Source organism: uncultured Piscinibacter sp., assembly GCF_937952055.1.
In the GTDB taxonomy this organism is placed as follows: domain Bacteria; phylum Pseudomonadota; class Gammaproteobacteria; order Burkholderiales; family Burkholderiaceae_C; genus Piscinibacter.
The window spans coordinates 1-14,503 of record NZ_CALFYO010000008.1 but is presented as its reverse complement, the minus strand read 5'-3'; the positions used below and the strand labels follow the sequence as shown (position 1 = coordinate 14,503).

Sequence of the window (14,503 nt, the reverse complement as noted above, 5' to 3'; positions counted from 1 at the left end):
CTCCGGGTTGACGGCTCAGCGCTGCATCTGCTCCCACGCCTTCTCGAGGCGCTTGACGCTGACCGGCTGCGGCGTGCGAAGTTCCTGGGCGAACAGGCCGATGCGCAACTCCTCCAGCAGCCAGCGGAACTCCTCGAGGCGCGCATCCGGCTGCCCCTTGCGCTCGGCGAGCGCGCGCAGGAAGCGCTGCTCCAGCGGCCGCAGTTCGGCCAGGCGTTGAGTATCGCGCGCCGGGTCGGCGCGCCACTTGTCCAGGCGCATCTGCACGCCCTTCAGGTAGCGCGGCAGGTGCGCGAGCGCCGCCCAGGGCGTGGCGACCACGAAACGCTTGGTCACCAGGCGCGTGAGTTGCGCCGCCACGTCATCGGCAGTCTCCCTGGCCGGCTTGCTGTCCTTGAGCTTGCGCTGCGCGGCTGTCCACTCGACAAGCACGACGCCGGCGGCGCGGGCGATCTCGTTGGCGATCAGCGTCAGCCGGCCACGGCCCTCCTCGATGCGCCGTGCGAAGCCGGCAGCGTCGGTGGGCAGCGGCTCGGCGAGAAAGGCCCTCTCCAGCGCCAGTTCGACGATCTGCTCGCGAAGTTCCTCCGCGCTGCCCAGTGGCATGTAGGCCACCGACATCTTCTGCAGGTCGGGGATGTTCTTCTCGAGGTACTTCAGCGCATCGCGGATCTGCAGCGCGACGAGGCGGCGCAGGCCGCCGCGATGCTTCGCCGCGGCCACCTCGGGTTCGTCGAACACCTCGATCTCGACATGGTCGCGGTGGTCGATCAGCGCCGGGAAGCCGACCAGCGACTGTCCGCCCTTGCGCAGTTCGAGCAGTTCGGGCAATTCGCCGAAGGTCCAGGCGGTGTACTTCTCGGCCGGTCGCGCGGCGATGGCCGGTTCGGCCGCGGCGCTTCTCGCTGCGGGCCTGGCCGCCGCCGCCGGCGTGGATGCAGCCACCGGTGCCGTGGACACCTTCAGGGCCGCCAGCGCCTGGAAGGCCGAGCGAGCCTGGCCACCCAGCTCGGCCTTCAGCGCCGCCAGGTTGCGGCCGGTGCCGAGCTGGCGGCCATGCTCGTCGACGATGCGGAAGTTCATCGACAGGTGCGGGCTGAGCTGCTCGCGCTTGAAGTCGTTGCGCTGCACCGCGAGTTGCGTGCGCTCGCGCACATGGCGCAGCAGCACCTCGAGCAGGTCACCCTGCGCAAAGTCGGTCTCGGCGACGAACTCTTCGGCGTAGCTGGGCAAGGGAACGAGACGCGAGCGCGGCCGCTGGTGCAGCGTCTTCACCAGCGCCAGCACCTTCTCCTTGAGCATGCCCGGCACCAGCCAGTCGCAGCGCTCCTCGCTGACCTGGTTGAGCACGTAGATCGGCACGGTGACGGTGATGCCGTCCTTCGCATCGCCGGGTTCGTGCAGGTAGCTCGCCGCGCAGTCGATGCCGCCCAGCCGGATCGTCTTCGGGAAGGCCGCGGTGGTGATGCCGGCCGCCTCGTGGCGCATGAGCTCGTCGCGGCTGAGCATGAGCAGGCGCGGCTGGCGCCGGGACTCCTCGCGGTACCAGCGCTCCAGCGTCGCGCCGCTGACCACGTCGGCCGGGATCTGCGCGTCGTAGAAGGCGTGGATCAGCTCGTCGTCGACCAGCACGTCCTGGCGCCGCGACTTGTGCTCCAGTTCCTGCACCTGCGCGATCAGCTTGCGATTGGCGGCCAGGAACGGCAGCCGCGTGTCCCACTCGCCATTGACCAGCGCCTCGCGGATGAAGATCTCGCGCGCCGGCTTCGGGTCGACCAGGCCGAAGTTCACCCGCCTGTTGTTGTAGACGACGATGCCGTAGAGCGTCGCGCGCTCCAGCGCGACGACTTCCGCCGCCTTCTTCTCCCAGTGCGGCTCGAGCAACTGCTTCTTGATGACGTGTGCAGCGATGCCGGGCAGCCAGGCCGGGTCGATGGCGGCGATGCCTCGGCCGAACAGGCGCGTCGTCTCGATCAATTCGGCAGCGACGATCCAGCGCCCCGGCTTCTTCGACAGGTGCGTGCCCGGATGGCGGTGGAAGCGGATGCCGCGCGCGCCGAGGTACCAGTCCTCGTCGTCGCTCTTGCAGCCGATGTTGCCGAGCAACCCGGCGAGCAGCGACAAGTGGATCTGCTCGTAGGTGGCCGGCGAGGTGTTGAGCCGCCAGCCATGCTCGGCGACCACGGCGTGCAACTGCGAATGAAGGTCGCGCCACTCGCGCACGCGGCGCGGCGAGATGAAGTGTTCGCGCAGCAGCTGTTCCTGCTTGCGCAGGCTGAGCTTGTGCTCGCCATGGCCGCCCTTGCCTTCCTCCAGCCACTTCCACAGCTTCAGGTCGCCCATGAACTCGGAACGCTCGTCGTCGAATTTCTTGTGCGCGTTGTCGGCGGCCTGCTGCTGCTCCAGTGGCCGGTCGCGGACGTCCTGCAGGCTGAATGCCGCGGCGATCACCAGCACTTCGGTCAGCGCATGGCGTTCGCGCGCCTCGAGGATCATTCGGCCGACACGCGGGTCCAGTGGCAGCTTCGCGAGTTCGCGGCCGATCGCCGTCAGCGCGTTGAGCTCGTCCACCGCGCCGAGCTCGGACAGCAGCTGGTAGCCGTCGGCGATCGCGCGGCGCGGCGGCGGTTCGAGGAAGGGAAAGTCTTCGACGTTGCCGAGACCCAGCGACTTCATGCGCAGGATCACCCCGGCCAGCGACGAGCGCAGGATCTCCGGGTCGGTGAAGCGGGGCCTGCCGGCGAAGTCCTTCTCGTCGTACAGACGGATGCAGATGCCGTTGCTGACGCGCCCGCAGCGGCCGGCGCGCTGGTTCGCCGCGGCTTGGCTGACCGGCTCGATCTGCAGCTGCTCGACCTTGTTGCGGTAGCTGTAGCGTTTGACGCGCGCCGTGCCGGCGTCGATCACGTATCGGATGCCCGGCACGGTCAGCGAGGTCTCGGCGACGTTGGTGGCCAGCACGATGCGCGGCGCGCCGTGCGGCTCGAAGACGCGGTCCTGCTCCTGCTGCGACAGGCGCGCGAAGAGCGGCAGGATCTCCACGCCGGGCGGGTGGTGCTTGCGCAGATGCTCGGCGGCCTCGCGGATCTCGCGCTCGCCGGGCAGGAAGACGAGCACGTCGCCCGAGCCCTCGCGCCACAGTTCGTCGACCGCTTCTCCGAGCGCATCGTTCAGATCGAATTCGCGGCTCTCCTCGAAGGGCCGCCAGCGCTGCTCCACCGGAAACAGACGGCCGGAGACCTGGATCACCGGCGCCGGCCCGTGGCGCGATGCGAAGTGCTGTGCAAAGCGGTCGGCATCGATCGTCGCCGAGGTCACGATGATCTTCAGGTCGGGCCGACGCGGCAGGACCTGCCGCAAATAGCCGAGCAGGAAGTCGATGTTCAGGCTGCGCTCGTGCGCCTCGTCGATGATCAGCGTGTCGTACGCGCGCAGCAAGGGGTCGCTCTGCGTCTCGGCGAGCAGGATGCCGTCCGTCATCAGCTTGACCGAGGCGCCGCGCTGCAGGCGGTCCTGGAAGCGCACCTTGTAGCCGACCACCTCGCCGAGCGGCGAGTTCAGTTCCTGGGCAATGCGCTTGGCCACGCTGGACGCGGCGATGCGGCGCGGCTGCGTGTGGCCGATCAGCCCCTTGCCTCCGGCGCCCCAGCCGCGGCCCAGGGCAAGCGCGATCTTCGGCAGCTGCGTGGTCTTGCCCGAGCCGGTCTCGCCGCAGACGATGACCACCTGGTGCTGCTCGACGGCGCGCGCGATCTCCTCGCGCCGGGACGAGACCGGCAGCGATTCGGGAAAGGTGATGGCCGGGACGGGGCTGGCGACGGGAGAGGACACGGGGCGCGGATTATCCGCGCCCGGCGCCCCCGACCGCTCAGGCAGCCCGCGGCATGTAGGCGATGACGTTCAGCGCCGCGCCCTGGCGGTCCAGAATCACCGCGAAGCGGCCGACGCCGGGAATGTCCTGAGGCCCGACCAGCACCTTGCCGCCGAGCTCGGCGCAACGCTTCGCGGTGGCGTCGGCATCGGCCACCGTCACGTAGCAGCCCCACATCGGCGGCATGCCTCCCGCCGTGGGCGGCGTGGTCATGATGCCGCCCACCGCGGTGTCGCCCACCTTGATCACGCGGTAGACGCTGCCGGGCATCTGCATCGCTTCGAAGCTCCAACCGAACAGGGCGCCGTAGAACTCGGCGGCCGATGCCGGATCGGCGGTCGTCAGCTCCGACCAGCTGAACGCGCCAGGCGTGGTGAAGACATCCATGGGATCCTCGCGGGGAATGATCGAGTGGCGATGCTGCGCCCGCCGCCCGCCCCGCGTCAACGCGGCCCGAGGGCGGTGCGGCACAATCGCGCTCGCGCCCCCCCCCCCGTGCCTCGCCCCTGCGCCCATGAGCCTCGTCTTTCCCCACACCTTCGTGCCCTGGTTCCGCCATGTCGCGCCGCACATCCATGCCTACCGGGGCAAGACCTTCGTGGTGGCGATCGCCGGTGAGCTGATCGCAGCCGGGAAGCTCGACCGCTTCGCGCAGGACCTCGCGATCCTGCACGCCATGGGCATCAAGCTGGTGCTGGTGCACGGCTTCCGGCCGCAGGTCAACGAGCAGCTGCGCGTGAAGGGCCAGCAGTCGCGCTTCAGCCATGGCCTGCGCATCACCGACGCGATTGCGCTGGACTGCGCACAGGAGGCCGCCGGACAGCTGCGCTTCGAGATCGAGGCGGCGTTCTCGCAGGGCCTGCCGAACACGCCGATGGCCAACGCGATCGTGCGCGTGGTGTCCGGCAACTTCCTCACCGCGCGGCCCGTGGGCATCGTCGACGGCGTGGACTTCATGCACAGCGGGGTGGTGCGCAAGGTCGACGCCGCGGCGATGCGCAAGTCGATCGACACCGGCGCGCTGGTGCTGCTCTCGCCCTTCGGCTTCTCGCCCACCGGCGAGGCTTTCAACCTGACCATGGAAGACGTGGCCACCAGCGCGGCGATCGCGCTGCAGGCCGACAAGCTGCTGTTCATGACCGAGGTGCCAGGCATCCGCGAGAAGCAGGACGACGCGGAGAGCCCGATCGACACCGAGCTCGCGCTGGCCGACGCCGAGCGGCTGCTCGCCGCCCTGCCCTCGCCCACGCAGCCGACCGACACGGCGTTCTATCTGCGCCATTGCGTGAAAGCCTGCCGCGGCGGCGTGGAGCGCTCGCACATCCTGCCTTTCGCCGTGGACGGTGCGCTGCTGCTGGAGGTGTTCACGCACGACGGCATCGGCACCATGGTCGTCGACGAGAAGCTCGAGAGCCTTCGCGAGGCAACCGCCGACGACATCGGCGGCATCCTGCAGCTGATCGAGCCCTTCGAGCGCGATGGCACGCTGGTGAAGCGGGACCGCACCGAGATCGAGCGCGACGTCGGCCACTACACCGTGATCGAGCACGACGGCGTGATCTTCGGCTGCGCGGCGCTGTACGCCTATCCGGAGGCGCGCACCGCCGAGTTGGCCGCGCTGACCGTGTCGCCGAACGTGCAGGGGCAAGGCGACGGCGAGCGCATCCTCAAGCGCGTCGAGCAGCGCGCCAAGGCGATGGGGCTGGAGAGCATCTTCGTGCTCACCACGCGCACCATGCACTGGTTCATCAAGCGCGGCTTCGCGCAGGTGGATCCCGATTGGTTGCCCGAGGCGCGCAAGCGCAAGTACAACTGGGACCGGCGCTCGCAGGTCCTCGTCAAGAAGCTTTGAAAAGGAGTTCCACCATGGCCCGTACCGTGCACTGCACCTATCTGAAGAAGGAAGGCGAAGGCCTGGATTTCGCGCCCTACCCTGGCGAGTTGGGCAAGCGCATCTACAACGAGGTGAGCAAGGAGGCCTGGCAGCTGTGGCTGAAGCACCAGACCATGCTGGTCAACGAGAACCGGTTGAACCTCGCCGATCAGCGCGCCCGCCAGTACCTGGTGCGCCAGATGGAGAATTTCTTCTTCGGCCAGGGCGCCGAGCAGCCGGCAGGCTACGTGCCGCCATCGGCCTGAGGTCCGCCGCCGCCCGGTTTGACACCGGTCAAACAAAGCGAATACTATTGAGAACGATTCGCGTTTAATGATAGGATCGGGCCCCTGACTCCTGGAGCCCGCATGTTCGTCCGACGCGCACTCGCCAATTCGCTTGCCGCCGTTCTCGCCACCCTGCCGCTGGCCGCCGCCGCGCAGGAAAAGGTGCTGAACCTGTACTCCGCCCGTCACTACCAGACCGACGAGGCGCTGTACACCAACTTCACCCAGGCCACCGGCATCAAGATCAACCGAGTCGACGCCGACGATGCCGGCATCCTCGCCCGCCTGAAGAGCGAAGGTGCTGCCAGCCCGGCCGACGTCATCCTGCTGGTTGACGCGTCGCGGCTGTGGCGCGCCGAGAGCGATGGCCTGTTCCAGCCGCTCAAGTCGGCCGTGCTCGAACAGCGCATTCCGGCCACGCTGCGTGGCGCCGACGCCGGCCAGGGCTCGCAATGGTTCGGCCTGTCCACGCGCGGCCGCGTGATCGTCTACAACAAGGCCAGCATCAGCAAGGACGACGTCGACACCTACGAGGAACTCGGCGACCCGAAGAACAAGGGCAAGGTCTGCACGCGCTCGGGTTCGCACCCGTACAACCTGTCGCTGTTCGGCGCCGTGATGCAGCACCTCGGCGAGCCCGCGACGGAATCCTGGCTCAAGGGCATGGTGGCCAACATGGCGCGCGCCCCCAAGGGCGGGGACACCGATCAGATCAAGGCCGTCGCCAGCGGCGAATGCCAGATTGCCATCACCAATACCTATTACCTCGCGCGCATGATGCGATCCTCGAATCCTGCCGACCGTGCCGTGGTCGAAGAGGTAGGTGTGGTGTTCCCGAATCAATCCAGTTGGGGCACGCACGTGAATATCGCCGGCGCCGGCATGGCCAAGAATGCACCGCATCGCGAAGCCGCCCGGCAGTTCATCGAATACCTCGCCAGCGATCAGGCGCAGGCATATTTCGCCGACGGCAACAACGAATGGCCGGTGGTCGTTTCGGCGAAAACGACCAATCCCGCGCTCGACGCTTTGGGAAAGTTCAAGGCCGAAACCATTCCGGTGTCCGTCACGGGCATGAACCAGGTGAAGGTGCAGCAGATGCTGGACCGCGTCGGCTACAAGTGATCCACCGGGAATCTCCCGACACCGGCGGGCGGCGGGAGTATCGGAATCAACCCTAGAATCGGTACGACGGGTGGTTTGCATCCGGGGAGTCCGATATGGCCAGCCTGCAGGAACTGCTGACGCAGAAAGAGGCGCTCGAAAGAGAAATCGAGCTGACGAAAAGGCGCGAACGCGCCGAGGCCATTGCCAAGGTGCGCGCGCTGATGGCCGAGTACGGGCTGACGCTGGCCGATTTGGGCGGCAAAGTCACACCGCTGGCCAAGGGCAGCGCGCGGGGCAAGGTGCCACCGAAATACCGTAATCCCGCCACCGGTGACACCTGGAGCGGACGCGGCTTGCAGCCGAACTGGCTGAAGGCGGCGTTGGCCGCGGGTCGAGAACTCGACGACTTCAAGGTCTGACGCCTCGGCACACCGCATCACGACCCCATGTCCAGCGTCGGACTGCCCCATGCCAGCGAAGCGGCACCTCGACCGGACGCGTCGCTGCTCGTCTGGGGCATGGTGCTGGCGGCGGCCTACTACGCCACGGGGCTGGCCGGGCTGGCCTCGCCGCAGATCGGTAACCAGGTCAGCCTGATCTGGGCGCCTGCCGGACTTGCCTTTGCGGCGCTGGTGCGCCTCGGGCCGAGGCTCTGGCCTGCGGTGGTGCTGGGCGCATTGGCAGTGGCCTTGAGCACCGGATTGCCGCTGTGGACGGCCACCTTGCTCGCCCTGGGCAACGCCGCAGGGCCCGCCCTGGCCGCCGAGGGCCTGCTCCGTCACGGTCTGCACCCGCAACTCGACCGACGTCAGGACCTGTGGCTGTTTGCCGTCTCAGCGGCGGCCGCCACCCTGCTGTCAGCCACGAACGGCGCGTGCTGGCTCGTGATGAGCGGCACGCTGCCGTGGAAGGCGGCGCCACTGGCCTGGGCCTACTGGTGGCTGGGGGACCTGATGGGCGTCATCGTCGTCGGTGTGCCGCTGCTCACCGCGACTCGCGTCACGGTCCGACGCGCCCTGGCCGGTCGCCACTGGCTACCCGGCACCCTGCTCGCGGGTGGTGCCGTGCTCGGCGGCTGGCTCGCCTTTCGCGGCGCGGCAGGCTCCATCTCCCCATTGCTGTTCCTGCCCTACCTGCTGCTCGGCTGGCTGGCGATGCGCAGTGGCGTCTTCGCGGCATCGGCCACCGTGCTGCTGCTGGCGGTATTGTCCGTGGCGGCCACGCTGGCCGGACACGGCCCGTTCGGCGACGCCTCGCCGACCTCGGCACTGGCCATGCTGGCGGGCTACCTTGCCACGTTGTCGGCGATGCCGCTGCTGGTCACGGCACTGGCCGGTGAACTCGGCGCGACCGAGCAGCGCTGGCAACTCGCCCTGGCGGCATCTCATCTCGGCGTGGCCGATTGGGACCTGCGCCGCGGCGAGATCCAGTTCTCGCCGCGCTGGTGCGCCCTGCTCGGGCTTCCGCTGCAACAGGCACAGGTACCAGCCGATGCGTTCTGGTCGCGCCTCCACCCGCAGGATGCGGGCAAGCTGGAGGCTGCGCTGGCGACGCTGCGCTCGCCGGCGCAGGATCAGGCACGCCTCGACTGCCGCCTGCGCTGCGAAGAGTCGGACTGGCGATGGTTCGAACTCAACGCGCTGGTCGCCGATCGCGCAGCGAACGGCGAGCCCATGCGCATCGTCGCCACCGCGCGCGACGTCACGGCCGACCGTGAGGCCAGCGAGCGTCAGCAGGTCGCCGACAGCCTGTTCCGCCAACTGCACGAAGGTCTGCTCGTCACCGATGCGCAGCACCGCGTGATCGAAACCAACCCAACCTTCTGTGAGATCACCGGTCTCGAGCGCAACGAACTCCTGGGTCGGGTCCCGGCCCTGCTCGGTGGCGAGGCCGACGGCAACGCGGTCACGGCCACCGCGGTCGAGATGCGGCGCCGCCTCGCCGACGATGGCATGTGGCGCGGCGAGACGGTGCACCGGCGACCGGACGGCAGCTTCTCGACCCTGCAGCTGACGGTGTCCGCGGTGCGCAGCCACGACGGCGAGGTGCGCAGCCACGTGGTGGCCGTGTCCGACGTCACGCAGTCGCGTCAGCAGCAGGAGCGGCTGGCGCGGCAAGCCCATTTCGACGAACTCACCCGGCTGCCGAACCGCACCAGACTGGGTCAGCTGCTGCAGGATGCCCTCGACACCAGCCAGCGGGAAGGTTCGCTGCTGACGGTGTGCCACCTCGACATCGACCACTTCAAGGAGGTCAACGAGCGCCACGGCCACGAGGTCGGCGATCGGCTGCTCGCGCGCCTGGCCGAGCGGATCGAATCCTCGCTGCGTTCCTGGGCCGGCGGTGACGACGTGGCCGCACGCGTCGGCGGCGACGAGTTCGCGCTGCTGCTGCGCACCGCCACGCTGCGCGAGTGCCACCACGCGGTCGAACGGGTGTTGCAGCAGATTGCACAGCCGTGCGACCTCGGATTGCCGTCGGGACCGATCACGGTGACGGCCACCATCGGCGCCACCGTCTTCCCCCATGACCGCGCCGGCGGCGAGGCACTGCTGCGCCACGCCGACCAGGCGATGTACGGCGCCAAGCAGGCCGGGCGCAACGGCTATCTGTTCTTCGATGCCGAGCAGGACCGGCGCACGAAGGACCGCTTCGTGGCCCTGGGCCGCGTTCAGGAGGCGCTTGACGCCTCCGAATTCAGCCTGCACTACCAGCCCAAGGTCGACATGAAGACCGGCCGCGCGCTCGGCGCCGAGGCGCTGCTGCGCTGGAACCACCCCGAACATGGCCTGGTGCCACCGGGCCAGTTTCTGCCGCTGATCGAACACACCGGACTGGGCGTCGCGCTGGGACGCTGGGTGCTTGCCGAGGGCATTGCCCGTCTGGCCGCCTGGCTGGACGACGGGCTGGACATCACCGTCAGCATCAATGTCTCGGCACGGCACCTGCAGGAGCCCTCTTTCGTCGACGAGCTGGCCGGGTTGCTCGGCCGCCATGGCCCTGAGGCTCCACGCCACCTGGTGCTGGAAGTGCTGGAGACTGCCGCGCTGGCCGACATCGACTACACCTGCGAGCTGATGCAGCGCTGCCGTGCGCTCGGCATCCGCTTCGCGCTCGACGACTTCGGCACGGGCTACTCGACCTTCACCTACCTCAAGCGGCTGCCGCTGGACCTGCTGAAGATCGACCGCTCGTTCGTCCACCAGATGCTTGACAACCACCAGGACCTCGCCATCGTCGAAGGTGTGATCGCGCTGTCACGCACGTTCGGCTGCGACGTCGTCGCCGAGGGCGTAGAGACGCCGGCGCAAGCCGCACGATTGATCGCGCTGGGCTGCAACGTCGGCCAAGGCAATGGCATCGCCGCCGCCATGCCCGCCGAGCAGCTGCCGGGCTGGGTGGGCGCCTTCCGCGGGATGCCGACGGCCAGCGCGTAGACTTTGGCCGGTGATCCCGCCTGGCTTCATCCACGACCTGCTCGCCCGCGCCGACATCGTCGAGATCGTGGGCCGCCACGTGCAGCTCAAGAAGGCCGGCATCAACCACAAGGGCCTTTGCCCGTTCCATGGCGAGAAGTCGCCGAGCTTCATCGTCAGCCCCAGCCGCCAGACCTACCACTGCTTCGGTTGCGGCGCGCACGGCAACGCCGTCGGCTTCCTCATGGAACACGCCGGGATGAGCTTCCCGGATGCGGTGCGCGAACTGGCACAGACGGTTGGCATGACCGTGCCCGAGGATGACAGTTCGCCCGCCGAGCGCGAGCGGGCCGCGGCGCAGAAGCAGCGCCAGGCCACGCTGACCGATGTGCTGGCCAGGGCCTGCGACCACTATCGGCGCGAACTGCGCGGCAACCCGCGGGCGATCGACTACCTGAAGCGACGTGGCCTGTCCGGCGAGATTGCCGGGCGCTTCGGGCTGGGTTATGCGCCGGACGGCTGGCGCAGCCTGGCCAGCGTCTTCCCTCGCTACGACGACCCGCTGCTGGAGGAGTGCGGCCTGGTCATTGCGAAGCCTGCGGACGACGGCAGCGACGCCGACACGCGCCGCTACGACCGCTTCCGCGATCGCATCATGTTCCCGATCCGTTCGGTGCAGGGCGAGGTGATCGGGTTCGGCGGGCGGATCATCGACCAGGGCGAGCCCAAGTACCTGAATTCACCCGAGACGCCGGTGTTCAGCAAAGGCCGCGAACTGTACGGCCTCTACGAGGGGCGCGCCGCGATCCGCCAGCGCGGCTACGTGCTGGTGGTCGAGGGCTACATGGACGTGGTCGCGCTGGCCCAGTCGGGCTTCGGCAACGCCGTGGCCACGCTGGGCACGGCCTGCACCGCCGAGCACGTCCAGAAGCTGTTCCGCTTCACCGACTCGGTCGTCTTCAGCTTCGACGGCGACGCGGCGGGGCGGCGCGCTGCAGGCCGCGCCCTGGAGGCCAGCCTTCCGCATGCCACGGACACGCGCACGGTGCGCTTCCTCTTCCTGCCACCCGAGCACGATCCCGACTCCTACGTGCGCGAGCTGGGCGCTGAGGCCTTCGAGGCCTGCATCGCGCAGGCCGTGCCCTTGTCACGGCAACTGGTCGAAGCGGCCGGCGAGGGCTGCGACTTGGCCACCGCGGAGGGCCGCGCGCGGCTGATTGCACAAGCGCGGCCGATGGTCGAGCAGTTGCCGGATGGTGTGCTGCGCGCGCAGATCGTCGATGCGCTGGCCGATGCCGCGCAGATGGCACGCGGGGATCTGCGTCGTCAATGGTCGGCCGGGACGGCGCCGCCTGGCCACGGCGGCGCTGAAAAGTATTCGGGATCGGCCTGGCGCAGCAGCGAACGCCCGTCCGCGCGGTCCGGCCCGCCCATGCCGCGCGCCGGGGGCCGCCGCCCCCTGGCGCCCATGGCCAGCTCGCTGGACCGCGCCGTCTGGCTGCTGATCCAGCGCAGCGACCTGTGGGAGCAGCTCGACCACGAGGCTCACGACCTGCTCAGCAGCCAGGACGCGCCCTACGGCAGCTTCTTCGCCTGGCTGGACCGGCTGGTGCACGACCAGGGCGCTCTGTCGGCGCGGGCGCTGGCCGACGAGCTTGCGGCGCCTGAACAGAACGACGAGTTCCGCGCGCTGGCGCGCCGCGTCGCGCAATTTCATGAACTGCCCGTCGGCGACGAGGCACGCCACGAACTCGGCGTGATCGTCGACCGCCTGCGGCTGCAGGCCGTTCAGGTGGAACTGGAGCTGCTGGTCGGCACCGACGGCCTGTCGGACGCCGCACGCGCGCGCCATGCAGAGTTGCTCGAGCAGCAGCGCCAGATCAAGGCACGGCTCGCCCGGCCGCTGGCCGTGCCGCCGTAACTCCCCCTGCTTTGACGAAGCGCCCGCGGTGGATGATAATTGAGGGTTTCGTACGCGCGGCAAGAGTGACAGCAGCACCTCCGGGCCCCGGCCACCCTCTGATCCAGGGTCACACACAAGGCCACTCCCTACCCGCAAGGGCTGCACCTTTCGGAATGTTCACGCCAGCTTGCCCGCCCGATGCCGTCCTGCCGTTCGCGCCGCTTCCGAGCCGCGAGGCGGCCGGTCCGTATGTGCATTGGTACTGTGCCGGTGCCGCCCCCGCGGGCGCGCCGGCAGCATGGCCCCCTACCATCCGAGGAATCGCATGACCGCGAAGAAGAGCGCCGCTCCCGCCAAGGCCACGAAGGCCACCAAGCCTGCCAAGGCCGAAGCCGACGAGAAGAAGAAGAAGGCCGCGGTCGCGAAGGCGTCCGAGCCCGCCGCCAAGACGGCCAAGGCCACGCCCGCTGCGAAAGCGGCCAAGCCGGCCGCGAAGGCCGAGGTTCAGGCCAAGGGCAAGCCGGGCCGCAAGGGCAAGGACGACAAGGCGAAAAAGGCCGAGCCGGAAGAGGATTTCTCCGACCTGGAAGCGGAACTGGAGGGCGAACCGGAGGTCGAGGCCGCCGATGAGGGCGAGGCCAAGGCCAAGGCCAAGCCACTGCGCATGAAGGTGTCGCGCGCCAAGGAGCGTGCGCTGATGCGCGAATTCGGCCTGGACGAGACGGCACTGACCGAGGAAGAGGTCACCAAGCGCCGCCAGGAGCTGAAGACGCTCATCAAGATGGGCAAGACGCGTGGTTTCCTGACCCACCAGGAGATCAACGACCACCTGCCCGAGAAGCTGGTCGACAACGAGATCCTCGAGGCCATCGTCTCGATGCTCAACGACATGGGCATCGCGGTCTACGAGCAGGCTCCCGACGCCGCCACGCTGCTGATCGCCGGCGGCGGCACCACCACCGCCACGGAAGAGGAGGCCGAGGAAGCTGCCGAGGCCGCGCTGTCCACCGTCGACTCCGAGTTCGGCCGCACCACCGATCCGGTCCGCATGTACATGCGCGAGATGGGCACGGTCGAGCTCCTCACGCGCGAGGGTGAGATCGAGATCGCCAAGCGCATCGAAGGCGGGCTGCAGGCGATGATGCTGGCCATCTCGGCCTCGCCGACGACGATCGCCGAACTGCTCAGCTACGCCGACAAGATCCGTGCCGGCGAGATGCAGATCTCCGAGGTGGTCGACGGTTTTGTCTCCGAAGACGAAGCCGACGACTACGTGGCCGAGGAGGACGTCGACTTTTTCGACGACGAGGACGACGACGACGGCGCCGGCGGCAGCAAAGCACTGACGAAAAAGCTCGAGGAGCTGAAGAACGCGGCGATGGTCAAGTTCGACTCGCTGCGCGTCAACTTCGACAAGATGCGCAAGGCCTTCGAGAAGGAGGGCTACCAGTCGCCCGCGTACGACAAGGCTCAGCACGCCATCAGCAACGAGCTGATGACCATCCGCTTCACCGTCAAGACGATCGAGAAGCTGTGCGGCATCCTGCGCTCGCAGGTCGACGACGTCCGCCGCTACGAGCGCGAGCTGCGCAAGATCCTCGTCGACAAGTGCGGCATGCCGCAGGAGCATTTCATCAAGCACTTCCCGCCGAACGCGCTGAACCTGAAGTGGGCCGAGAAGGAGGCCGCGGCGGGCAAGGCCTACAGCGTGGTGCTGCAGCGCAACCTGCCGCCGGTGCAGGAACTGCAGCAGAAGCTGACCGACGTGCAGGCGCGCGCCGTCGTGCCGCTGGTGGATCTCAAGGAGATCAACCGCAAGATGAACGAGGGAGAGAAGGCCTCGCGCGACGCGAAGAAGGAGATGATCGAGGCCAACCTGCGCCTGGTGATCTCGATCGCGAAGAAGTACACCAACCGCGGCCTGCAGTTCCTCGACCTCATCCAGGAAGGCAACATCGGACTGATGAAGGCGGTCGACAAGTTCGAATACCGCCGCGGCTACAAGTTCTCGACCTATGCGACCTGGTGGATCCGCCAGGCCATCAC

The 14,503-nt window shown here is 68.4% G+C and carries 9 protein-coding genes; 7 read left to right on the top strand and 2 right to left on the bottom strand.

The genetic code is table 11. The features are described 5' to 3' along the window. Positions 1-15: 15 nt before the first annotated feature. Both hrpA and Q0599_RS01795 read right to left on the bottom strand, forming a co-directional pair. Positions 16-3,831, bottom strand: a complete 3,816-nt coding sequence (gene hrpA, locus Q0599_RS01800; RefSeq protein WP_298824822.1) for an ATP-dependent RNA helicase HrpA — start codon at positions 3,829-3,831, stop codon at positions 16-18. A gap of 37 nt (positions 3,832-3,868) precedes the next feature. After that, positions 3,869-4,258, bottom strand: coding sequence for a VOC family protein (locus Q0599_RS01795; RefSeq protein WP_298824819.1), 390 nt, complete (start codon positions 4,256-4,258; stop codon positions 3,869-3,871). A gap of 127 nt (positions 4,259-4,385) precedes the next feature. Here Q0599_RS01795 and argA point away from each other — a divergent pair, with 127 nt between their 5' ends. The 7 genes from argA to Q0599_RS01760 all read left to right on the top strand — a co-directional run. After that, a complete protein-coding gene (gene argA, locus Q0599_RS01790) occupies positions 4,386-5,723 on the top strand; it encodes an amino-acid N-acetyltransferase (protein ID WP_298824816.1) in 1,338 nt (445 codons plus the stop codon). Positions 5,724-5,737: 14 nt separating this feature from the next. Further along, on the top strand, positions 5,738-6,010 hold the full coding sequence (locus tag Q0599_RS01785; RefSeq protein ID WP_298824813.1) for an oxidative damage protection protein: 273 nt from the start codon (positions 5,738-5,740) through the stop codon (positions 6,008-6,010). A gap of 102 nt (positions 6,011-6,112) precedes the next feature. Next, positions 6,113-7,156: an extracellular solute-binding protein gene (locus Q0599_RS01780; protein WP_298824811.1), complete on the top strand. Its 1,044-nt coding sequence runs from the start codon at positions 6,113-6,115 to the stop codon at positions 7,154-7,156. 95 nt (positions 7,157-7,251) lie between these two features. Next, positions 7,252-7,557 carry an H-NS histone family protein gene (locus tag Q0599_RS01775; protein ID WP_298824809.1) on the top strand — a complete coding sequence of 102 codons (306 nt, stop codon included), beginning with the start codon at positions 7,252-7,254 and terminating at the stop codon, positions 7,555-7,557. 27 nt (positions 7,558-7,584) lie between these two features. Then, entirely contained in the window at positions 7,585-10,575 is a 2,991-nt protein-coding gene (locus Q0599_RS01770; protein WP_298824806.1) for a GGDEF domain-containing phosphodiesterase, read from the top strand. Positions 10,576-10,585: 10 nt separating this feature from the next. After that, a complete protein-coding gene (gene dnaG / locus Q0599_RS01765) occupies positions 10,586-12,475 on the top strand; it encodes a DNA primase (RefSeq protein ID WP_298824803.1) in 1,890 nt (629 codons plus the stop codon). Between the two features lie 307 nt (positions 12,476-12,782). Further along, a partial coding sequence (locus Q0599_RS01760; RefSeq protein ID WP_298824801.1) for a sigma-70 family RNA polymerase sigma factor occupies positions 12,783-14,503 on the top strand: 1,721 nt, incomplete at its 3' end.